Origin of the sequence: Hafnia alvei (assembly GCF_964063325.1) — a bacterium.
Classification (GTDB): Bacteria; Pseudomonadota; Gammaproteobacteria; order Enterobacterales; family Enterobacteriaceae; genus Hafnia; species Hafnia alvei_B.
The window spans coordinates 300,709-324,060 of the sequence record NZ_OZ061315.1 but is presented as its reverse complement, the minus strand read 5'-3'; the positions used below and the strand labels follow the sequence as shown (position 1 = coordinate 324,060).

Annotated in this window: 15 protein-coding genes, 2 tRNA genes, 4 rRNA genes and 1 riboswitch; of the genes, 7 read left to right on the top strand and 14 right to left on the bottom strand. The window is 49.2% G+C overall.

Going from position 1 to position 23,352, the window contains the following annotated elements; all coding sequences use genetic code 11:
• Positions 1 to 171 precede the first annotated feature (171 nt).
• On the top strand, positions 172 to 2,061 hold the full coding sequence (gene dhaR / locus AB3Y96_RS01510; RefSeq protein WP_072307133.1) for a dihydroxyacetone kinase operon transcriptional regulator DhaR: 1,890 nt from the start codon (positions 172 to 174) through the stop codon (positions 2,059 to 2,061).
• A gap of 126 nt (positions 2,062 to 2,187) precedes the next feature.
• On the opposite strand, the gene gltP is transcribed toward dhaR, so the two are convergent.
• On the bottom strand, positions 2,188 to 3,492 hold the full coding sequence (gene gltP / locus AB3Y96_RS01505; RefSeq protein WP_072307057.1) for a glutamate/aspartate:proton symporter GltP: 1,305 nt from the start codon (positions 3,490 to 3,492) through the stop codon (positions 2,188 to 2,190).
• A 738-nt stretch (positions 3,493 to 4,230) separates the two neighbouring features.
• On the opposite strand from gltP, the gene acs reads away from it, so the two are divergent.
• The 3 genes from acs to actP all read left to right on the top strand — a co-directional run bounded on the left by acs (position 4,231) and on the right by actP (position 8,280).
• Entirely contained in the window at positions 4,231 to 6,189 is a 1,959-nt protein-coding gene (gene acs / locus AB3Y96_RS01500) for an acetate--CoA ligase (RefSeq protein WP_072307056.1), read from the top strand.
• A 124-nt stretch (positions 6,190 to 6,313) separates the two neighbouring features.
• Positions 6,314 to 6,625 carry a DUF485 domain-containing protein gene (locus AB3Y96_RS01495; protein ID WP_040044737.1) on the top strand — a complete coding sequence of 104 codons (312 nt, stop codon included), beginning with the start codon at positions 6,314 to 6,316 and terminating at the stop codon, positions 6,623 to 6,625.
• Positions 6,622 to 8,280 carry a cation/acetate symporter ActP gene (actP, locus tag AB3Y96_RS01490; protein ID WP_367298331.1) on the top strand — a complete coding sequence of 553 codons (1,659 nt, stop codon included), beginning with the start codon at positions 6,622 to 6,624 and terminating at the stop codon, positions 8,278 to 8,280. Before AB3Y96_RS01495 ends, actP begins: the two co-directional genes overlap by 4 nt.
• A 34-nt stretch (positions 8,281 to 8,314) precedes the next feature.
• Here the strand turns inward: actP and AB3Y96_RS01485 are convergent, their stop codons facing one another.
• The 7 genes from AB3Y96_RS01485 to AB3Y96_RS01455 all read right to left on the bottom strand — a co-directional run bounded on the left by AB3Y96_RS01485 (position 8,315) and on the right by AB3Y96_RS01455 (position 14,468).
• Positions 8,315 to 8,743, bottom strand: a complete 429-nt coding sequence (locus tag AB3Y96_RS01485) for a YjaA family stress response protein (RefSeq protein WP_367298330.1) — start codon at positions 8,741 to 8,743, stop codon at positions 8,315 to 8,317.
• 341 nt (positions 8,744 to 9,084) lie between these two features.
• Positions 9,085 to 9,200 (bottom strand): 5S ribosomal RNA (rrf, locus tag AB3Y96_RS01480).
• A gap of 39 nt (positions 9,201 to 9,239) precedes the next feature.
• Positions 9,240 to 9,315 (bottom strand) — tRNA-Thr (locus AB3Y96_RS01475).
• Positions 9,316 to 9,329: 14 nt separating this feature from the next.
• Positions 9,330 to 9,445, bottom strand: a 5S ribosomal RNA gene (gene rrf / locus AB3Y96_RS01470).
• A 120-nt stretch (positions 9,446 to 9,565) separates the two neighbouring features.
• Positions 9,566 to 12,474: ribosomal RNA gene (locus tag AB3Y96_RS01465) — 23S ribosomal RNA — on the bottom strand.
• 237 nt (positions 12,475 to 12,711) lie between these two features.
• Positions 12,712 to 12,787 (bottom strand) — tRNA-Glu (locus tag AB3Y96_RS01460).
• 138 nt (positions 12,788 to 12,925) lie between these two features.
• Positions 12,926 to 14,468, bottom strand: a 16S ribosomal RNA gene (locus AB3Y96_RS01455).
• The 16S, 23S and 5S rRNA genes sit together here with 2 tRNA genes alongside, the layout of an rRNA operon.
• A gap of 625 nt (positions 14,469 to 15,093) precedes the next feature.
• Here AB3Y96_RS01455 and purH point away from each other — a divergent pair.
• Both purH and purD read left to right on the top strand, forming a co-directional pair.
• A complete protein-coding gene (gene purH, locus AB3Y96_RS01450; RefSeq protein WP_367298329.1) occupies positions 15,094 to 16,713 on the top strand; it encodes a bifunctional phosphoribosylaminoimidazolecarboxamide formyltransferase/IMP cyclohydrolase in 1,620 nt (539 codons plus the stop codon).
• A gap of 68 nt (positions 16,714 to 16,781) precedes the next feature.
• Complete coding sequence (purD, locus tag AB3Y96_RS01445) at positions 16,782 to 18,065, top strand: phosphoribosylamine--glycine ligase (RefSeq protein WP_072307047.1); 1,284 nt, start codon at positions 16,782 to 16,784, stop codon at positions 18,063 to 18,065.
• A 43-nt stretch (positions 18,066 to 18,108) separates the two neighbouring features.
• Here purD and AB3Y96_RS01440 read toward each other — a convergent pair whose 3' ends face one another.
• The 6 genes from AB3Y96_RS01440 to nudC all read right to left on the bottom strand — a co-directional run bounded on the left by AB3Y96_RS01440 (position 18,109) and on the right by nudC (position 22,553).
• Positions 18,109 to 18,792, bottom strand: coding sequence for a DUF1481 domain-containing protein (locus AB3Y96_RS01440; RefSeq protein WP_211095799.1), 684 nt, complete (start codon positions 18,790 to 18,792; stop codon positions 18,109 to 18,111).
• 48 nt (positions 18,793 to 18,840) lie between these two features.
• Positions 18,841 to 19,113, bottom strand: coding sequence for a nucleoid-associated protein HU-alpha (hupA, locus tag AB3Y96_RS01435; protein ID WP_025802812.1), 273 nt, complete (start codon positions 19,111 to 19,113; stop codon positions 18,841 to 18,843).
• A gap of 189 nt (positions 19,114 to 19,302) precedes the next feature.
• Positions 19,303 to 19,893: a YjaG family protein gene (locus tag AB3Y96_RS01430; RefSeq protein ID WP_004089424.1), complete on the bottom strand. Its 591-nt coding sequence runs from the start codon at positions 19,891 to 19,893 to the stop codon at positions 19,303 to 19,305.
• An 80-nt stretch (positions 19,894 to 19,973) separates the two neighbouring features.
• Positions 19,974 to 20,657, bottom strand: coding sequence for a deoxyribonuclease V (gene nfi, locus AB3Y96_RS01425; protein WP_367298328.1), 684 nt, complete (start codon positions 20,655 to 20,657; stop codon positions 19,974 to 19,976).
• Positions 20,658 to 20,667: 10 nt separating this feature from the next.
• Entirely contained in the window at positions 20,668 to 21,732 is a 1,065-nt protein-coding gene (gene hemE / locus AB3Y96_RS01420) for a uroporphyrinogen decarboxylase (protein ID WP_367298327.1), read from the bottom strand.
• Between the two features lie 41 nt (positions 21,733 to 21,773).
• Positions 21,774 to 22,553 (bottom strand): NAD(+) diphosphatase, encoded by a 780-nt coding sequence (gene nudC / locus AB3Y96_RS01415; protein ID WP_367298326.1) that lies wholly within the window; start codon positions 22,551 to 22,553, stop codon positions 21,774 to 21,776.
• 78 nt (positions 22,554 to 22,631) lie between these two features.
• Here nudC and AB3Y96_RS01410 point away from each other — a divergent pair, with 78 nt between their 5' ends.
• Positions 22,632 to 23,147, top strand: coding sequence for an Rsd/AlgQ family anti-sigma factor (locus AB3Y96_RS01410; protein WP_025802803.1), 516 nt, complete (start codon positions 22,632 to 22,634; stop codon positions 23,145 to 23,147).
• A 71-nt stretch (positions 23,148 to 23,218) separates the two neighbouring features.
• Positions 23,219 to 23,340: riboswitch (TPP riboswitch) on the top strand.
• Positions 23,341 to 23,352 lie beyond the last annotated feature (12 nt).

The following is a 23,352-nucleotide window of genomic DNA, read 5'->3' as shown; positions in this document are numbered from 1 at the left end:
CTTTTGTTTTTTTGAACCATAAGCCCCTGTTAGCATCTAGCTCACGGAATTTATTCCCCTTTCTCGCTTTAATAGCTGCATATCTTTAATTGATGGATTTTATGAGTGCAGCCAGATACTTCTCTCGACCGTTGGATCTATTTCTTCTCTCACGGCAATCTGCCAGAGACAATGCGTCCTGCACAGCCCATTTATCAATCATGGATCCGCTGCCAAAAGCTGATGCAGCCTATGCCGTGGAAAATGCCACATCGTGCCGCAGGCGCAACGTTACGCTCTATTTGCCAACGTAAAAACGATCTGCTGGTTCTGGGCCAGGCCGCATTGGAAGATGCCTACGAATATATGGAATCTCGCCCCTGCGTTTTGCAGATCCTAGACGAAAGCGGCTGTTTGCTTTGGCAGTGTGGGCACATCAAAACGCGCACGGCTCTCGCGGAGCTTGGGTTTGATATCGGCAGCTATTGGGCAGAGGGACACATCGGTACCAATGCACCTGCCTTAGCGATGCGCGATGGAAATCCGGTGCAGGTTCACGGCGACGAACATTTCAAGCAAGCCTTACGTGCGTGGCACTGCTGCGCAACGCCGGTCTACGACAACAGTGGCCGGCAAAGAGCGGTGATTGTCATCGCATGCCTGAATCACGACTATGCCGCCAGCGATTTGCCTTTAACATTGGCGATTGCCCGTGAGATCGGTAACTCACTGCACACGGATGCTCTGCTCTCGGAAACCAATCGCCACCTTAATGAACTATATGCTTTGCTAGACGGCGTGGAAGACGGCGTTTTAGCGTGGGATCACAACGGCTGCCTGCAATATCTTAACCATCGCGCCGCTGGCATCTTGCTATTAGATGAGCAAAACAGCCTCGGCCGTCCTCTTCCTTCATTGATCACGCTGCCTTCTCTACTTCAACACGCCATTGAGCAACGCCTGCCGCTCAATCATGTCGAGATGACGTTTGAAAGCCGTAAGCAGTTCATCGCAACGCTGATAACGTTGAAACCCGTGCCTGACGGTGAACACTGTGGATTCATTGCGTTACTACATCCGTTGGACCAGCTACGACGCCTGGTGAACCATCAGCTTGGCAAAGTCAGCCAAACCTTTGAACAAATGCCTGCGGCATCGTTAGATATGCGACGGTTACTGCGATATGGTCGCCAAGCTGCACGAGGCCAGCACCCTATTTTACTGCTGGGCGAAGAGGGCGTCGGTAAAGAGCTGTTAGCGCAGGCGATTCATAATGCCAGCGAACGGGCAAACGGTTCGTACATCGCCATAAACTGCCAAACGTTGGTGGAAGGTCAATTTGCCAAAGAACTGCTCGGCAGCGATGCAACCGAAACCGATTCGGGTTTACCCAGCAAATTTGAGCTGGCAAACGGCGGCACACTCTATCTGGAACAAATTGAATATTTGCCGCCTGAAATGCAGTCAGTACTGCTACAAATTATCAAAACCGGCGTACTTATGCGGCAGAACTCCAGCCGCGTCATTCCAGTCGACGTACGGATCATTGCCGCAACCGGCGCCAATTTGCCGCTGCTAGTGAAACAGGGTCGTTTCCGTCGTCAGCTGTTCTACACGCTGCAATCCTTCGAACTTCAGATCCCACCACTTCGCCAACGGCAATCCGATATTCCGCTGCTAGTGACTCACCATTTGAATACGCTAGGCCAGCACTTCCATTGTCGTTACCACATCGATGAAGCCGTGCTATCACAGCTTCGCGATTATCCTTGGCCAGGTAACGACCAGGAATTAAAAGGCGTCGTTGAGCGTGCCGCGATGATTTGCCAGCACAACCATATCCGCATGGCAGATTTACCCGAGCATTTGATGACGGAAAAGTTGGCGGTTGAGCCAGAGAGCCAGCTGCTTATGCCCGTGATGTCGTTGCAAGACGCCGAGCGTCAGGCGATTATCCGAGCAGCGCACGCCGCACAGGGTAAACCACATGATATGGCAAGAATGCTGGGGATTGGGCGTACTACGTTATGGCGCAAACTAAAACAATATCAGTTAGAGATGGACCAGTTTAAGAATGAGTGATGTGGTCAGGTTAAGACCCCCACCCAGCCTCCCCCTTTGCAGGGGGAGGGGCAGTTCGAGCTAATCTTAAACCTGTGAGCTATTTGCTCTGCCTCAGTAAGGAGAGAAGCAGATCGAGTGTGACGTTTAGGCTTGCTCAGCCTTTACTAACATATTCGCTTCATAAGCCTTGGCTTTTTTACGATCGAACTGGTGTTCCCATTTAGCAATTACCAGTACCGCTAAAGCATTACCCACTACGTTTAGCGCAGTACGTGCCATATCCAGAATACGGTCAACACCGGCAATGAACGCCAAACCTTCTAACGGTATACCCACGCTGCCGAGCGTAGCCAATAGCACCACAAATGAAACGCCTGGCACACCGGCAATACCTTTAGAGGTCACCATTAACGTCAGTACTAAAACGATTTCTTGGCCGATAGACAACTCAATGCCGTACAGCTGTGCAATGAAAATAGCCGCAATACTTTGATAAAGCGTAGAGCCATCCAGATTAAACGAGTAGCCGGTTGGTACCACGAAGCTAGTGATAGATTTTGGTGCACCGTAGGCTTCCATCTTCTCAATAATTCGCGGCAATACCGTTTCGGAACTCGCAGTGGAATAAGCCAAAATCAGCTCATCTTTGAGGATCTTAATTAAGGTCCAGATGCTGAACTTACACAGTTTGGCGACCGAGCCCAAAACGACTAATGCAAAGAAGATAATTGCAAAGTAAACCAGCACAACCAGCTTGGCGAGCGGTACCAAAGACGCAAAACCAAAGTTCGCGACGGTCACAGAAATCAGGCCAAATACCCCGATAGGCGCGTAGCGCATAATCATATGGGTCACTTTAAACATGCTTTCCGAAACGGCTTTGAACACCTTCAGCAGTGGCTCTTTGGTCTCTTTTGGCAGCGAAGACAAGCCCAGACCAAACAGCACTGAAAAGAAGATGATTGGCAAAATATCGCCTTTGGCCATCGACGCAAATAGGTTGGAAGGGATCAGCGCCAGAATGGTCGAAACCAGACTGTGCGAACCGCTTTGCACCTGTTCTGTCGTCTTTTCGTATTGCGAAATGTCGACGGTGGCTAGCGTTGACATATCAATGCCGTGCCCCGGTTGGAAGACGTTCGCCAGCGTAATCCCCACGATAATCGCCACCGTGGTGATCACTTCGAAGTAAATAATGGTTTTAAGACCGATACGGCCTAGTTTTTTGGCGTCACCAACGCCAGCGATACCCACGATAAGTGTCGAAATCACTATCGGGATAACAATCATCTTGATCAAACGAATAAAGATATCACCAGCAGGGCTCAGAATATTATTCACCAGCCAAACGCGAGACTCTTCCTGATTGTGCAAAACAGCGCCAACAATAATACCCAAAATTAATGCAGCGACGATTTGCCAAGCGAGCGTAAACTTAAATTTTTTCATTCCAGAAAATGTTCCTCAATTATAATAGAGCCTACCCAGCTTCTTATATTTATCTGCAGATGTAGTTTTATAGTCTAAAGGATTGACCTCGTTCCTATCACGACCTGTCCAACCGTGACCTATATTCTGTACCATTTTGCACGGGCTTTCCGCAAGCCAATATTAAATCGGAATGTACGCTGAAACCGCGTCAGAATAGACTTCCTCTAAAATAAAATCACAAATAACCAATTGTTATAAAAGAAAATATTAAATCAATACAACACAAAACACACGTGCATATCCGTGCGATTAATTATGCATATGTTTTAGTATAATTTTGAGCTGAAACGAATAATTAGTCGATAGATAGCGAGGTATTATGCACCATCATGGTGCAGTCATAGATATATTCCTACCTCATTATCTTTAATATGGAGAAAAAATAAACTTATCACACCCTATTTTCTATTCTCTGATAATTCTAATAATAGATTCTTCTCTTTATTTTCTTATGCCTCGATTATTAGCGGATATATTGTTACCCCACGTAATTTCATTCATTTTCTTATAATTGAGCACCACTCCATTTATCAATCTTAGATGAGCAAATACTAAGCCCACTCTTCTCTCTATCGCCTTGCTAGATATCAATATTTTTATTGCGTGATCAATCGCGCAAAAAAGACACAAATAGAGCGCGCAAAACAGATTTAACCTTATATTGACATAATATTAACATCCGCAAGGAGGATAACGATGAGCCAGATCCATAAACATTCGATTCCTGCAAACATTGCAGAACATACCCTGATTAATCCACAGATGTACCGTGAACTCTATCAACGTTCAGTTAGTGACCCCGATGGTTTTTGGGCCGAGTACGGAAAAATTGTTGATTGGATGAAGCCCTATAGCAAAGTAAAAAATACTTCATTCGATCCCGGACATATCAGCATTCGCTGGTTTGAAGACGGCACCTTGAACTTGGCAGCTAACTGCCTTGACCGCCATTTAGAAGAGCGCGGCAACCAAACGGCGATCATCTGGGAAGGTGATAACCCGCAGGAAAGCAAAACGGTTACCTATCGCGAACTGCATCACGATGTCTGTCGTTTCGGCAACGTGCTTAAAAAGCTCGGCGTGAAAAAAGGCGATGTAGTCGCCATCTATATGCCGATGGTGGTTGAAGCGGCGGTGGCGATGCTTGCATGCGCACGCATTGGTGCCATCCATTCCGTGATTTTTGGTGGTTTCTCTCCAGAGGCCGTTGCAGGACGCATTATCGATTCCAATTCAAAGGTGGTGATTACCGCCGATGAAGGCCTGCGTGCAGGCCGCCCTATTCCACTCAAGAAAAACGTCGATGACGCACTGAAAAACCCAAATGTTAAAAGCGTTGAACACGTGGTGGTCTTCAAACGCACTGGCAAGCAGGGGGAATGGAATGAGAAGCGCGATTTCTGGTGGCATGACCTGATTGAGCAGGTTGATGCTAATTGTCCAGCCGAAGAAATGAATGCCGAAGATCCGCTATTCATTTTATATACCTCTGGTTCAACCGGTAAGCCTAAGGGCGTGTTGCATACTACCGGTGGCTATTTGGTTTACGCCGCAACCACGTTCAAATATGTCTTTGACTATCATCCTGGCGATATCTATTGGTGCACCGCCGATGTGGGTTGGGTCACTGGTCATAGCTATCTGCTGTACGGCCCGCTTGCGAACGGTGCGATTACGTTGATGTTTGAAGGCGTACCTAACTATCCCGGCGTAAACCGTTTATCACAGGTCGTGGATAAGCATCAGGTAAACATTCTATACACTGCGCCGACCGCAATTCGCGCATTGATGGCGGAAGGCGACAAAGCAACCGAAGGCACACAGCGCACCTCTTTACGCATCATGGGGTCGGTGGGCGAACCTATTAACCCAGAAGCATGGGAATGGTACTTCAACAAAATCGGTAATGGGAAATGCCCGATTATGGACACTTGGTGGCAGACCGAAACCGGTGGTTTCATGATCACACCGCTACCGGGAGCCACCGAGCTTAAAGCAGGTTCCGCAACGCTGCCTTTCTTTGGTGTACAACCTGCATTGGTGGATAACAGCGGCGTACCGCAAGAAGGTGCCTGCGAAGGCAATCTGGTTATGGTTGATTCATGGCCGGGTCAGGCTCGCACATTATTCGGCGATCATGACCGCTATGAGCAAACCTATTTCTCCACCTTTAAGGGCATGTATTTCAGTGGGGATGGTGCACGTCGAGATGAAGATGGGTACTACTGGATCACCGGACGCGTTGATGACGTGCTCAACGTTTCAGGACACCGTTTGGGAACAGCTGAAATTGAGTCGGCTCTCGTCTCTCATCCAAAGATCGCAGAGGCTGCGGTGGTCGGCGTTCCGCATAATATTAAAGGACAGGCGATCTACGCTTACATCACGCTCAATCACGGAGAAGAGCCAACGCCAGAGCTCTATACCGAAGTGCGCAACTGGGTGCGTAAAGAGATTGGCCCGATAGCCACGCCGGATATTTTGCACTGGACTGATGCACTACCTAAAACCCGTTCTGGGAAAATTATGCGCCGCATTCTACGCAAGATTGCCGCCGGTGATACCAGCAACTTGGGGGATACCTCAACGCTGGCAGATCCGGGCGTTGTCGAGAAGTTGTTAGAAGAAAAACAATCAATGGAAGTTTCATCTTAATTAGTCGTATGACCTGTCGCCGCCTGAGCGCGGCAACGAGTTGACTTCATGGGCATATCCCCTCAAAAGGCTATGCCCACGGGGCAGCTTTTATTCAATCAATGCCTTACTAGGAGTCGCTCTGATGAATGATGCCATTTATCAAAGGATTGAAAATAACCCGCGCTTCAAGGAACTGGTGCAAAAACGTGAAAGATTCGCTTGGACACTTTCATGGATAATGATGATCCTGTATTTCGGCTTTATCCTACTCATCGCTTTTGCGCCCGGCTGGCTAGGGACACCGATATCTGAAGGTTCTAGCGTAACCCGTGGGATCCCTATCGGTATAGGCTTGATTGTGGTTTCTTTCCTGTTAACTGGTATCTATGTTATTCGGGCAAACGGCGAGTTTGATCGTCTCAACCATCAATTATTGCAGGAGGTTGAGCAATGAAATCTCGCCTTTTAACCCCGTTATTTTTAGCAATACTGCCTTTCTCCGGTCATGCCGCCGACGCCATTACGGGCGCAGTTGAAAGACAGCCGCTAAACATTCAAGCCATCATTATGTTTGTCATATTTGTTGGCGCGACGCTTTACATCACCTATTGGGCCTCCAAACGTACTCGTTCGCGTAAGGACTATTACACCGCGGGTGGCAACATTACCGGCTTGCAAAATGGCCTCGCTATGGCGGGTGACTTCATGTCAGCCGCATCCTTCTTAGGTATTTCCGCGCTGGTTTATACCTCTGGCTATGATGGACTGATTTACTCTTTAGGCTTCTTAGTTGGCTGGCCAATCATGCTGTTTCTGGTTGCAGAACGCCTGCGTAATTTAGGGCGTTATACCTTTGCCGATGTGGCTTCTTATCGTCTTAAACAAAAACCGATTAGAACACTTTCAGCCTGTGGATCGCTGGTGGTTGTTGCCCTCTATTTGATTGCACAAATGGTGGGTGCCGGAAAGCTTATCGAGCTGCTGTTTGGCCTGAACTACCATGTCGCCGTCGTTTTAGTCGGTGTGCTTATGGTGATGTATGTACTCTTTGGCGGCATGCTGGCGACAACCTGGGTACAAATCATTAAGGCAGTTCTACTACTGGCTGGCGCATCTTTCATGGCCATCATGGTGATGAAATCAGTCGGTTTCAGCTTCAACACGCTGTTCAATCAAGCGATGGAAGTTAATCCCAAAGGCCCCGCGATTATGCGACCCGGCGGATTGGTTTCGGATCCCATCAGTGCATTGTCTCTTGGCTTAGCCTTGATGTTCGGCACCGCAGGTTTGCCTCATATTTTGATGCGTTTCTTTACCGTTAGCGATGCGAAAGAGGCTCGTAAGAGCGTGTTCTATGCCACCGGTTTTATGGGGTACTTCTATTTTCTAACCTTCATCATCGGTTTTGGCGCTATCGTATTAGTCGGCTCGAATCCTGCCTTTAAAGATGCAGCAGGCGCACTGATCGGTGGTACCAACATGGCAGCGGTTCACTTAGCCGATGCTGTAGGAGGAAGTTTCTTCCTTGGTTTCATCTCTGCAGTCGCCTTTGCCACTATTCTGGCGGTAGTTGCAGGACTGACGCTAGCCGGAGCATCTGCGGTATCTCATGATCTCTATGCCAACGTATTTAAACAAGGTACAGCAACCGAACGTGATGAGCTGAAAGTCTCAAAAATCACCGTATTGGTGCTTGGACTTGTGGCTATTGGTTTAGGTATTTTGTTCGAGAATCAAAATATCGCCTTCATGGTCGGCTTAGCATTTTCTATTGCCGCTAGCTGTAACTTCCCAATACTTATCCTTTCAATGTATTGGTCAAAGCTCACTACAAGAGGTGCGATGGTCGGAGGCTGGTTAGGTCTGTTGACCGCGGTGATACTGATGATTTTGGGGCCAACGATTTGGGTCAAAGTGCTCGGCCATGCTGCTCCAATCTATCCCTATGAATATCCGGCGTTATTCTCAATGGCCGCCGCTTTTATTGGGACATGGCTATTTTCTATCACGGATAATTCAGAAGCTGCAGTGCAAGAACGCGGACGTTTCTACTCACAGTTTGTGCGCTCACAAACGGGTGTAGGGATCTCACAGGGCACGTCTCATTAATCTATTAGGGCTCTTCGGAGCCCTATTATCAAAATCACTCCATATCTTGCCGCTGATCAAATACCTCTCTAGCCTCCGTGTCGCTCATTGTCCTATCGCTGGAAAATACAACTAATCCATTGTTAACAAAAGCAAACCTAGCGGTTATCTCTTTTAATACACGTTCTTCAACCTGTGATAATCCTCCATGATTCATTTCAAACGCATGTACTAATAAATCGCAGTATAGGCCAGGAAACAATATACGAAGTAGGCTAGAAAGTAGGCCTGGGCGACTAAGGAATTTGTTGGTTCTAGACATTACTTGGCTGCTGAGCTCACGTACTAGCTTCTCTGCCTCAAAGAAGTTACCAACGAGTAAACGCTCTGTCGTAAATGCCGCGGAACCTGACACTTCCCGCTGTGTATCAACGTTACGCACCGTCATTTTATTTTTACGAATTTGAACATAGATGAGAGCCATACAGCATATCCTTGCTTATTAAGCCTGCGCTAAAAATGCAGGATACAGGGTGAGAGAAAAAATAAAACTTACGATTGAATTTAGCTAAGGCGGGCAACCTTTAAGGTTATTTTGGGATTTATAAAAGCAAAAAACCCCAGTCTTTCGACTGAGGTTCTTTACTTGATTTAAAGCCTAGCAGTTTACGCTGGGCTTCCTGCCCAGCGCCCTTCGGGCCAACGCTTTGCGTTGTTCAACATCGTTCCCGACCATGTTGTCCTACTCTATCGAGACGCTTACCGACAAAATTCAAACAAAACAAAAAGGCCATCCTTTCGGATGGCCTATTCGTTTTATTTAAAGTCTGGCAGTTCCCTACTCTCGCATGGGGAGACCCCACACTACCATCGGCGCTACGGCGTTTCACTTCTGAGTTCGGCATGGGGTCAGGTGGGACCACCGCGCTGTTGCCGCCAGACAAATTCTTTTTAAGCCGAACATTAACCACTAATAAGAGTGGTGCTGATACCCAGAGTCGAACTGGGGACCTCACCCTTACCAAGGGTGCGCTCTACCAACTGAGCCATATCAGCACAACTAATTTGGAGCCTGGCAGTTCCCTACTCTCGCATGGGGAGACCCCACACTACCATCGGCGCTACGGCGTTTCACTTCTGAGTTCGGCATGGGGTCAGGTGGGACCACCGCGCTATCGCCGCCAGGCATATTCTGTTATTTGTACCGCTCTCTGTATTTCTACAGCTAGCCATACAAACCAATCTGTTCACAAGCCTACTCTTTGTGTTTTCGCGTCTCTGCGTCTTAAAACACCTTCGGTGTTGTAAGGTTAAGCCTCACGGATCATTAGTACTGGTTAGCTCAACGTATCGCTACGCTTACACACCCAGCCTATCAACGTCTTAGTCTTAAACGTTCCTTTAGGAGACTCAAGGTCTCAGGGAAGACTCATCTCGAGGCAAGTTTCGCGCTTAGATGCTTTCAGCGCTTATCTTTTCCGCATTTAGCTACCGGGCAATGCCATTGGCATGACAACCCGAACACCAGTGATGCGTCCACTCCGGTCCTCTCGTACTAGGAGCAGCCCCTCTCAATCTTCCAACGCCCACGGCAGATAGGGACCGAACTGTCTCACGACGTTCTAAACCCAGCTCGCGTACCACTTTAAATGGCGAACAGCCATACCCTTGGGACCTACTTCAGCCCCAGGATGTGATGAGCCGACATCGAGGTGCCAAACACCGCCGTCGATATGAACTCTTGGGCGGTATCAGCCTGTTATCCCCGGAGTACCTTTTATCCGTTGAGCGATGGCCCTTCCATTCAGAACCACCGGATCACTATGACCTACTTTCGTACCTGCTCGAGCCGTCACTCTCGCAGTCAAGCTAGCTTATGCCATTGCACTAACCTCACGATGTCCGACCGTGATTAGCTAACCTTCGTGCTCCTCCGTTACTCTTTAGGAGGAGACCGCCCCAGTCAAACTACCCACCAGACACTGTCCTCAATCCCGATTAGGGACCGGAGTTAGAACATCAAACATTAAAGGGTGGTATTTCAAGGTTGGCTCCACGCAGACTGGCGTCCACGCTTCAAAGCCTCCCACCTATCCTACACATCAAGGCTCAATGTTCAGTGTCAAGCTATAGTAAAGGTTCACGGGGTCTTTCCGTCTTGCCGCGGGTACACTGCATCTTCACAGCGAGTTCAATTTCACTGAGTCTCGGGTGGAGACAGCCTGGCCATCATTACGCCATTCGTGCAGGTCGGAACTTACCCGACAAGGAATTTCGCTACCTTAGGACCGTTATAGTTACGGCCGCCGTTTACTGGGGCTTCGATCAAGAGCTTCGCCTTGCGGCTGACCCCATCAATTAACCTTCCAGCACCGGGCAGGCGTCACACCGTATACGTCCACTTTCGTGTTTGCACAGTGCTGTGTTTTTATTAAACAGTTGCAGCCAGCTGGTATCTTCGACTGGCTTCAGCTCCATCCGCAAGGGACTTCACCTACGCGCCAGCGTGCCTTCTCCCGAAGTTACGGCACCATTTTGCCTAGTTCCTTCACCCGAGTTCTCTCAAGCGCCTTGGTATTCTCTACCTGACCACCTGTGTCGGTTTGGGGTACGATTCAATGTTACCTAGAGCTTAGAGGCTTTTCCTGGAAGCTTGGCATCAACTACTTCATCACCGTAGTGACTCGTCATCACGCCTCAGGGTTAATAAAAGCACGGATTTACCAATGCTTTCCCCCTACACGCTTAAACCGGGACAACCGTCGCCCGGATAGCCTAGCCTTCTCCGTCCCCCCTTCGCAGTAACACCGAGTACAGGAATATTAACCTGTTTCCCATCGACTACGCCTTTCGGCCTCGCCTTAGGGGTCGACTCACCCTGCCCCGATTAACGTTGGACAGGAACCCTTGGTCTTCCGGCGAGCGGGTTTTTCACCCGCTTTATCGTTACTTATGTCAGCATTCGCACTTCTGATACCTCCAGCAACCCTCACAGGCCACCTTCAACGGCTTACAGAACGCTCCCCTACCCAACAACACCTAAGTGTCGCTGCCGCAGCTTCGGTGCATAGTTTAGCCCCGTTACATCTTCCGCGCAGGCCGACTCGACCAGTGAGCTATTACGCTTTCTTTAAATGATGGCTGCTTCTAAGCCAACATCCTGGCTGTCTATGCCTTCCCACATCGTTTCCCACTTAACTATGACTTTGGGACCTTAGCTGGCGGTCTGGGTTGTTTCCCTCTTCACGACGGACGTTAGCACCCGCCGTGTGTCTCCCGTGATAACATTCTTCGGTATTCGTAGTTTGCATCGAGTTGGTAAGTCGGGATGACCCCCTAGTCGAAACAGTGCTCTACCCCCGAAGATGAGTTCACGAGGCGCTACCTAAATAGCTTTCGGGGAGAACCAGCTATCTCCCGGTTTGATTGGCCTTTCACCCCCAGCCACAAGTCATCCGCTAATTTTTCAACATTAGTCGGTTCGGTCCTCCAGTTAGTGTTACCCAACCTTCAACCTGCCCATGGCTAGATCACCGGGTTTCGGGTCTATACCTTGCAACTTGACGCCCAGTTAAGACTCGGTTTCCCTACGGCTCCCCTATTCGGTTAACCTTGCTACAAAATATAAGTCGCTGACCCATTATACAAAAGGTACGCAGTCACCCCATAAAAGAGGCTCCCACTGCTTGTACGTACACGGTTTCAGGTTCTATTTCACTCCCCTCGCCGGGGTTCTTTTCGCCTTTCCCTCACGGTACTGGTTCACTATCGGTCAGTCAGGAGTATTTAGCCTTGGAGGATGGTCCCCCCATATTCAGACAGGATGTCACGTGTCCCGCCCTACTCATCGAACTCACAACATATGCATTTTCAAGTACGGGGCTATCACCCTGTATCGCCGGACTTTCCAGACCGTTCCTCTGACACATACGCTGATTAAGGTTCTGGGCTGTTCCCCGTTCGCTCGCCGCTACTAGGGGAATCTCGGTTGATTTCTTTTCCTCAGGGTACTTAGATGTTTCAGTTCCCCTGGTTCGCTTCGTTAAGCTATGTATTCACTTAACGATAGTGTGACGAATCACACTGGGTTTCCCCATTCGGAAATCGTCGGTTATAACGCTTCATATCAGCTTACCGACGCTTATCGCAGATTAGCACGTCCTTCATCGCCTCTGACTGCCTAGGCATCCACCGTGTACGCTTAGTCACTTAACCTCACAACCCGAAGGTGTCTTTTTAGTGAACACGGTTACGAACCGGTTCAAGACAGCATTCAAGATTGCAAAAAATTGAGAGACTGCTTAATGCAAACTGTGTCAGTGTGTCTCACAGTTGCTTAAGCTTTCAAATTTCAGCTTGTTCCAGATTGTTAAAGAGCAATATCTTAAACACGACTTAATAAAGTCATCTTTAAGATATTCAGGTGATAATGTCTTTCACTCATTATCGGAATGGCGTCCCCAAGGGGATTCGAACCCCTGTTACAGCCGTGAAAGGGCAGTGTCCTAGGCCTCTAGACGATGGGGACACGAAAATACCGACAAAGCTTGCGCTTTCTCGTTTCGTATCAGCATGAGTCTTAAAACTCACAACATCAACAGGTGCTCTTGCTCATTAATTTCATCAGACAATCTGTGTGGACACTGCACTTAACGCTATCTTTAGGTAAGGAGGTGATCCAACCGCAGGTTCCCCTACGGTTACCTTGTTACGACTTCACCCCAGTCATGAATCACAAAGTGGTAAGCGCCCTCCCGAAGGTTAAGCTACCTACTTCTTTTGCAACCCACTCCCATGGTGTGACGGGCGGTGTGTACAAGGCCCGGGAACGTATTCACCGTAGCATTCTGATCTACGATTACTAGCGATTCCGACTTCATGGAGTCGAGTTGCAGACTCCAATCCGGACTACGACATACTTTATGAGGTCCGCTTGCTCTCGCGAGTTCGCTTCTCTTTGTATATGCCATTGTAGCACGTGTGTAGCCCTACTCGTAAGGGCCATGATGACTTGACGTCATCCCCACCTTCCTCCGGTTTATCACCGGCAGTCTCCTTTGAGTTCCCACCATTACGTGCTGGCAACAAAGGATAAGGGTTGCGCTCGTTGCGGGACTTAACCCAACATTTCACAACACGAGCTGACGACAGCCATGCAGCACCTGTCTCAGAGTTCCCGAAGGCACCAAAGCATCTCTGCTAAGTTCTCTGGATGTCAAGAGTAGGTAAGGTTCTTCGCGTTGCATCGAATTAAACCACATGCTCCACCGCTTGTGCGGGCCCCCGTCAATTCATTTGAGTTTTAACCTTGCGGCCGTACTCCCCAGGCGGTCGACTTAACGCGTTAGCTCCGGAAGCCACGCCTCAAGGGCACAACCTCCAAGTCGACATCGTTTACAGCGTGGACTACCAGGGTATCTAATCCTGTTTGCTCCCCACGCTTTCGCACCTGAGCGTCAGTCTTTGTCCAGGGGGCCGCCTTCGCCACCGGTATTCCTCCAGATCTCTACGCATTTCACCGCTACACCTGGAATTCTACCCCCCTCTACAAGACTCTAGCTGACCAGTTTCAAATGCAGTTCCCAAGTTAAGCTCGGGGATTTCACATCTGACTTAATCAACCGCCTGCGTGCGCTTTACGCCCAGTAATTCCGATTAACGCTTGCACCCTCCGTATTACCGCGGCTGCTGGCACGGAGTTAGCCGGTGCTTCTTCTGCGAGTAACGTCAATCACTGTGGTTATTAACCACAATGCCTTCCTCCTCGCTGAAAGTACTTTACAACCCGAAGGCCTTCTTCATACACGCGGCATGGCTGCATCAGGCTTGCGCCCATTGTGCAATATTCCCCACTGCTGCCTCCCGTAGGAGTCTGGACCGTGTCTCAGTTCCAGTGTGGCTGGTCATCCTCTCAGACCAGCTAGAGATCGTCGCCTAGGTGAGCCATTACCCCACCTACTAGCTAATCCCATCTGGGCACATCTGATGGCGTGAGGCCCGAAGGTCCCCCACTTTGGTCCGAAGACATCATGCGGTATTAGCTACCGTTTCCAGTAGTTATCCCCCTCCATCAGGCAGTTTCCCAGACATTACTCACCCGTCCGCCGCTCGTCACCCAGAGAGCAAGCTCTCTTGTGCTACCGCTCGACTTGCATGTGTTAGGCCTGCCGCCAGCGTTCAATCTGAGCCATGATCAAACTCTTCAATTAAAAGCTTGATTTGCTTAAACAAGTTAAGCGATGCTCGAAAATTAACTTTCGTAATAATTCACTAAATGAATTACTGCTTGGTCACTCTTCAAGACTTTAATATTTTATCGTCCGAGGACGTTAGATATTGTCTTGTGAGTGCCCACACAGATTGTCTGATAAATTGTTAAAGAGCAGTGAGTTAGGAGACTAAGCTTGCTAACTCGAGGTGGCGTATAATACGCTTTCCTCTTTCAGAGTCAACCCTAAATTTCAGGATTTTTTCTCTTGCGATTTCTTATCGAAACCGCCGATACGGTGTGAAGTGATTCACATGTTCCGTGTCGATGGAGGCGCATTATAGGGAGTTCTCGCGGGCTGACAACCCTTAATTTCCATTAAATTGATCGTTTGCTGCATTCCACAGCAAAACCCCGCTTTATACCCATTTGTTCACAAGTTTATCCACAGAACGATATTGGTGACAAATTTGACGAGCATCACGCAAACGTTTTCGTTACAATCTGGATGCGTTAAAATCTTTCGACCTCTTCCAACGAAGGGGCGTTATTTGAATAAAACAGGCATGCCGTATTCACATAACGCTCTTTATATTGCGATTCCATAGCCGAGGGATATAACTACCATGCATTCCAGTTCACAAAACACGAGCTCAGCTTCCGCTAACCGTCCGATTCGCCGTGCGCTGCTCAGCGTATCTGATAAAGCCGGTATTGTTGAGTTTGCTCAAGCGCTCAGTTCTCGTGGCGTTGAGCTGCTTTCAACTGGCGGTACTGCCCGCCTGTTAGCGGAAGCAGGTTTACCCGTGACCGAGGTTTCTGATTACACCGGATTCCCCGAAATGATGGATGGCCGAGTTAAGACTTTGCATCCCAAAGTACATGGCGGGATTCTTGGCCGTCGCGGCCAAGACGATGACATTATGGCTCACCACGATATTAAGCCCATCGATATGGTCGTTGTGAACCTTTATCCCTTCGCTCAGACCGTAGCTCGCCCAGATTGCTCTTTAGCCGACGCCGTTGAGAATATCGATATCGGTGGACCAACCATGGTGCGCTCGGCAGCCAAGAATCATAAAGACGTTGCGATTGTAGTTAATAATCGTGACTTCGATGCCATCATTAATGAGATGGATAGCAACGAGGGTTCTTTAACTCACGCGACGCGTTTCGATTTGGCGATTAAGGCATTCGAGCACACTGCTGCCTACGATGGCATGATCGCGAATTACTTTGGAACGATGGTTCCTCCTTATTATGGTAATACTGAAGAACCTTCTGGCCGCTTCCCTCGCACGCTGAATCTTAGCTATATAAAGAAACAAGATATGCGTTACGGAGAAAACAGCCATCAGGATGCGGCCTTCTATATAGAAGAGAATGTCACTGAAGCTTCTGTTGCTACCGCTAATCAGCTTCAAGGCAAAGCGCTCTCTTACAACAACATTGCCGATACCGATGCAGCATTAGAATGTGTGAAAGAGTTTAGTGAGCCCGCTTGTGTGATCGTGAAGCATGCTAACCCATGCGGTGTTGCCGTTGGTGGTTCTATTTTAGATGCCTACGAGCGCGCTTATAAAACCGACCCAACCTCTGCCTTTGGCGGCATCATTGCCTTTAACCGCGAACTCGACGCCGAAACTGCTCAGGCGATTATTAGTCGTCAGTTTGTCGAAGTCATTATTGCCCCACATATCAGCGAACCTGCGCTTGAGCTGCTGGCAGCCAAACAAAACGTGCGCGTCTTAGCCTGTGGTGAGTGGAATGCGCGCCAAAATGGATTGGATTTCAAACGCGTTAACGGCGGCTTACTGGTTCAGGACCGCGATTTAGGCATGGTAAAAGAATCCGACCTGCGCATAGTCACCACTCGCCAACCAACCGAACAGGAAATGCGTGATGCGTTGTTCTGCTGGAAAGTAGCCAAATTTGTGAAATCCAACGCCATCGTTTATGCCCGAGACAAAATGACCATCGGCATTGGTGCTGGCCAGATGAGCCGCGTGTACTCTGCCAAAATCGCCGGAATCAAAGCCGCTGACGAAGGATTAGAAGTCGCGGGTTCCGTAATGGCATCAGATGCCTTCTTCCCATTCCGCGACGGTATTGATGCTGCGGCATCCGTCGGCATCACCTGCGTTATTCAGCCAGGGGGTTCTATTCGTGATGATGAAGTCATCGCCGCTGCGAATGAGCACGGGATCGCCATGATCTTCACGGATATGCGTCATTTCCGTCATTAATCATTTTTCTCTTTATTAATCTCTTCTGTTTTTCGTGCGCCTGCGGGCGCACCTTTTGAGGTGAGCGCATGAATATCCTGATTATCGGTAACGGCGGCCGTGAGCACGCACTAGCATGGAAAGCGGCTCAATCGCCGCTGGCAGATAAAGTCTACGTAGCCCCAGGTAATGCGGGGACAGCACTGGAGCCAGCCCTAGAAAACGTCGATATCTCAGCAACCGATATCAACGCTCTTTTGGCATTTGCCCAGAGCCATGATATTGGCCTAACGATAGTTGGCCCTGAAGCACCGCTAGTTATTGGCGTCGTTGATGCGTTCCAAGCTGCGGGGCTGAAGATTTTCGGCCCATCACAGGCAGCAGCCCAGTTAGAAGGATCAAAAGCCTTCACTAAAGATTTCTTGGCCCGCCATCGCATTCCCACAGGCCAGTATCGTAATTTTACCGACGTTGAGCCCGCGATTAGCTATATCCGTAGCCAAGGCGCGCCAATCGTTATCAAGGCAGACGGCCTAGCCGCTGGTAAAGGCGTGATTGTTGCAATGACGCTAGAAGAAGCAGAAGCCGCGGTGCACGATATGTTGGCAGGCAACGCATTCGGCGACGCAGGCCATCGCATCGTCGTTGAAGAGTTTCTCGACGGCGAAGAAGCGAGCTTTATCGTCATGGTTGACGGAAAGAACGTGCTACCAATGGCGACCAGCCAAGATCATAAACGAGTCGGCGATGGCGATACGGGACCAAATACCGGCGGCATGGGTGCATATTCACCGGCACCGGTGGTAACCGATGAGATCCACCAGCGCGTTATGGATGAAGTCATCTGGCCAACGGTACATGGCATGGCGAAAGAGGGTAACCCATACACTGGTTTTCTTTACGCAGGCCTGATGATTTCAGCCCAAGGTGAGCCAAAAGTTATCGAATTTAACTGTCGATTTGGCGACCCTGAAACTCAGCCTATCATGCTACGTATGAAATCAGACTTAGTAGAACTTTGCCTAGCCGGTGCTGAAGGTAAATTAAACGAGAAAGAGTCACTGTGGGATGAACGTGATGCGCTAGGCGTCGTGATCGCTGCAGGAGGATATCCTGGAGATTATCGAACCGGTGATGTCATTCATGGCCTGCCGTCGGTTTCAGCAGAGGGCGAAAAAGTTTTCCATGCTGGCACCCAAATGCAGGGCAACGATGTGGTGACTCATGGCGGGCGCGTATTGTGCGTCACTGCCTTAGGACATGGAATCGAGCAAGCGCAGAAAAATGCATATCAGCTAGCAAAACAGGTCGGCTGGAAAGAGAGTTTCTATCGTCAGGATATTGGCTACCGGGCTATTGGGCGCGGTCGTTAATCACACCAAGACCGAGGATCATTAAGGTGGTTCTCGGTTTTCTTTACAGCGTATCTACCGTCGGTTCCCAACTGCAAAAATCTTCATTGGCTGCCAGCAATAACTGCCGGCCTTCCGGCGCATCAAGCCATGCAATCCCGAGAGGCTGAGACGAGCGTGCGGCGCGACTTTCTATCCAATTCAGCTGCCACGCTTCTAGCTTCAGGGATTGAGTTTCCCCTGCACAGCTAGTGAACTGACCATTCTGCCAACGGCCTTGGATGAGGTTAACTTTGCCGACTCGCAGTGCTTCTGATATCTCAACCATATGGCGGGACTGATACTGGCTACGGGCTATATCGTCAGACGTGAGTAACTGCCGCTGATTGCCAATCTGGCGCTGCATAAAGCTTATTTCGCTCTTCTCATCTAAACGAAGCTCAAGAACATTTTGCTCATTGCCCTGCACGGTTTGCCGTACTAGGTTCAATTTGCCATCCTGATAAGCGTAATAGCTGACTACTGTGCCTTTCCCTTGCAAGGGACTATAGACACTCATAATAGCCGTTGGCTGATGATTAGCGTTGTCTTTGCGCCAAATGCGCATCATGCCTTGATCGGCGATATAACCAGTTGCGGTAAAGCGAGGGGAATCGTTTTGCGTACTGCAACCAGAGAGCGTCACAGAAAGCCCTGCCGCGATCAGTAATGCCGCCACAGGCTTACAGATGAACAAAAGGGGCGTCAACGCCCCCCTGTTTACTTCTTTCACAAACAGGCTGTGAATCACGCGGTCTTATTTAACTGCGTCTTTCAGAGCTTTACCAGAAACGAACGCTGGTACGTTTGCTGCTGCAATTTTGATTTCCATACCAGTTTGCGGGTTGCGGCCAGTGCGCTCGTTACGATGATTCACTTTAAAAGTACCGAAACCAACCAATTGTACTGCATCACCGTCTTTCAGAGACTCGGTAATCGCTGCCAGAGTAGATTCCAGAGCTGCCTTAGCCTGAGTTTTAGACAGGTCAGCTTTTTCCGCGATTACATCAATCAGTTGAGTCTTGTTCATAAGTTATCCTTACAGTGTGTTTATCGTTTGCAAAGCATCGAGTGCGACGGATATGCCGATTGACAGCACTCTCCTGCATACACGCACCGATAGCCACTTTTTTTACGCCCCCCAAATGTAGAACAACCGGGGTACGAATGTGAAGCCTTAAGGGACGACAAATCAGGTGTTAAATCACGTTTTGCCGTCTTATTGCGCTAAATTTACACCGATATTACTGACACCTGCCTCACGCAGGTCAGATCTTAATCCTTTGATGAGCTCTAAATCGCGCTCCTCGCATTCAACGAGCAGGCGGAAAATCTCCCATTGGATGTCTAACTCATCTTGCATTGCTGGTAATTCTTTCAGCTCTTCATCGGTCATTTCGCGACCGGCCTGAGTCATTTCCAGCATGCCGACGGTACGCAGTGATGTTTCACTGACCGTAATCGCATGTTCTAGCATCTCACCGCTTAAACGGGAGTGCACAGCTTCACCCAACGCAATACAAGCGTCAATCGCAGGGTAAACACCGTAAATATCATAGTCGTCAGCTGACGGAATTGCCTCTTCCAGTTTTTCTAACTGGTTGTCGAAATTCACTTTAGCGTCTTTTACCGTCAATGTTTCCCAAATCAGATCCAAAATTCGGCGGTAAACCATAGGATCGCCAAATCCGGTTTGCAGGCAGAATGCCTGATAATTTGGGTACATACGTTCACACAAACTGGCGATGAACGTAAGATGTTGCCAGCTTTCCAGCTTTTCTAGCCGTTTGTGAATCGGGTTACGCAGCATGCTAAGTCTCTTAGAGAAAAGTAAGTCTCTGAAAAATAATTCCGGCGCAGTGTAACTGAAAAATCAAGAGATCCCTATATCTACACGCGATTATCAGAATCTTGGAGTAACCAGCGTTGAAAAGCTGGTCGATTAGAGGCGATGGCATCCGCCCAACGCGTGGGTTCAGGTAAGCGATAACCACGCATACAGCTTTGAATAAACGCTAAAGCTGTAGGCAAACTGATGCGATGCCCCGGTGATATAAACAGCGGGTTACAGCGTGCTTTACTGCGCCAAACCCAACCAATTTGCTCTTGTTTGTCATTAAGCGGCTGCAAGGCCCCTACGGTATCATCTAAAGGGGCAAACTGGCCGCACAAGCGACTTTTAGCAACGCCGATAGTGGGAACATCCGCGAGCAAGCCAAAATGGCTAGCAACACCTAAGCGACGCGGATGCGCAATCCCCTGCCCATCGACCACCACCAGCTGTGGCCGATGTTGCAGCATACCCCACGCTTTGAGCAACGCAGGATATTCACGAAACGAAAGAAAACCGGGGATATAGGGCATTTGGGTTTCGATACGTGCGATCTGGTATTCCACCAGCTCAAGAGAGGGATAACGTAACACCGCGATAGCCGCTCGCGTGACGTCGCCCCCCTGCTCAAAACCCACATCAGCACCGGCGATAAGTGTCGGTTGTTCAAATCCTAGATCGTCGCTACGGACAATCTGACTCGCCTTTTCCACCTGCTCTTCGCGCAGTGCCTGCATATCCATGCTTTAAGTCCTATCGATGATACTTCGCTGAAAGCCGATGAACAGCCTCAACAAACGTTCCTGCATTCTCTGGTGGCACATCTTGATGAATGCCATGGCCAAGATTGAATACGTGGCCAGTCCCTTCCCCGAAACCTTCCAGAATAGTCGAGACTTCCTGCTCAATTCGGGCCGCAGGCGCATACAGCATGGAAGGATCCATATTGCCTTGCAGTGCAACTTTGTCACCGACACGGCGACGAGCATCGGCGATGTCCGTGCTCCAATCCAAGCCTAGCGCATCACAGCCGGTTGCAGCCATAGCTTCTAGCCACTGACCACCACCTTTGGTGAATAGCGTCACTGGAACACGACGACCGTCATTTTCACGGATCAGACCATCAACGATTTTATGCATGTAGTGTAGTGAGAACAGGCGATAGTCACGGCCTGTCAGCACACCACCCCAAGTATCAAAAATCATGACTGACTGAGCGCCAGCGCGGATCTGCGCGTTAAGGTACAAGATCACGCTATCGGCCAGTTTATCCAGCAGCAGATGCAACGTTGCTGGCTCGGCATACATCATCTTTTTAATTTTAGTGAAAGCTTTGCTACTGCCGCCTTCCACCATATAGGTCGCGAGCGTCCACGGACTTCCAGAGAAGCCAATCAGAGGAACCTGTCCATCCAGATTTTTACGGATGGTGCGCACCGCGTTCATCACATACCCTAGTTCATCTTCAGGGTCGGGAACGGGCAGTTTTTCCACATCAGCTTTACAGGTAATCGGCGACGAGAAACGAGGGCCTTCTCCCGTTTCAAAATAGAGCCCAAGCCCCATCGCATCAGGTATGGTCAAGATGTCTGAAAATAGAATTGCCGCATCTAGCGCATAACGGCGCAGCGGTTGAAGTGTGACTTCACAGGCTAACTCAGCATTTTTGCACAAAGACATAAAATCACCGGCCTGAGCACGGGTGGCTTTATATTCTGGCAAATAACGTCCGGCCTGACGCATCATCCATACCGGTGTTATGTCTACAGGCTGGCGCAATAGTGCGCGCAGGTAGCGGTCGTTCTTCAGTTCAGTCATCCTTTGGCTCCCTAAATAATCTCATCGCATTGTAGCATGCGTTATTCGCCTTCTGTCTCTTCTCGACAAAGTGCCACGGTATCTTCGATTAAACGCCGTGCTACAGTACCTGCAGGCGGCAGTTGAGGTAGATTGTCATAGCGATACCAGCCCGCATTCAATAACTCTTTTGGATCGTGTTTAAGTTCTCCGCCTGCGTAATCTGCCATGAAAGCCACCATCAATGAGTGCGGGAACGGCCATGGCTGAGAAGCAACATAACGCAGATTTTTAATTTGAACGTGGCTCTCTTCCATAATTTCACGCGCGGCGGCCTGCTCAAGCGTTTCGCCTACCTCAACAAAACCTGCCAATACGGTATGTATGCCGTTCCGATGACGTTTATGCTGTGCCAAAAGGATTTCATTACCGCGGCGAATAGCCACGATAATGCACGGCGCAATTTGCGGATAATAACGCTGGCGGCAGTTAGGACACATACTTGCCCACTCTGAACGGCTGGAGTACATCTCATGTCCGCAATAGCCGCAAAACGTATGGGAGCGGAAAAACTCGGCCAGTTGGACACCACGGCCAACAAGCTGGAAAAGGCCACGATCAACGTCAATCAGTTGGCGAACTGACACCATATCTTGCCGACGAGCATCTTCTATTAACCACATGGGATGCCCCTCCCACTCGCCAATTTGGTGCGCCGATTTGGTGCTTAATTGCCATTGCAGGGCAGAACCAAAAGGCAAATCTCCACGGGGTAGCCAGACCTTGCCTTCATGGCTAATCACCCACCAGCCGGTGTCATCATCTTTTAACTGTTGTTCCATATCTTTGACATTAAACCTCTGCTAATCTGGCATTCGATTGTTGCTAATTTGTAACATTTACCTCATGGAGTTGAATATATGCTCAACCGTCTCGAACATCTGACTCAACGCGTAGGTGGTAGTAATGAATTAATCGACCAATGGTTGCAAGCCCGCAAGCAACTACTCGTGGCCTATTGTGCACTGGTTGGTATTAAACCAAATAAAGAAAAGCATACCCCGCTCAATGAAAAAGCGCTGGAGAACTTCTGCCACAATCTGGTTGATTATCTCTCAGCCGGCCATTTCCATGTTTACGATCGTATCGTAGAGCTGGTTGGCGGCGATGACAGTCCGCACATGGCAGTAACAAAAAAAATCTATCCCGCGTTACACGATAATACCAAGCTAATTATGGCGTTCCACGATCGCTTTACCGATGACGAACTGAGCGAAGAAGAGTGTTTAGCTCTCCATGACGCCCTTTCACACATCGGGGAAACGCTAGCCGCCCGTTTTGCCTTAGAAGACAACCTGATCCAAATTGCCTATGACATCTGGCAGGCCAATACGCCCGCTGCGGATAATGATGATTCATTGGCGCGCCCAGCATAACGCCTGAAAGTAGCATAGACATTACAGCTTAGTTAACAGCTTGCAGTTTTGCTCTCCCGCTCCTACACTGGGCACTCTTGTCGGAGTGCCTAGTAAGCGGGATCCTTTCCCACTTCAGGCTGAGACCGTTAATTCGGGATCCGCGGAACCTGATCGGGTTAATACCCGCGAAGGGAACAAGAGTAATCCTTTGCACCCACCAGCA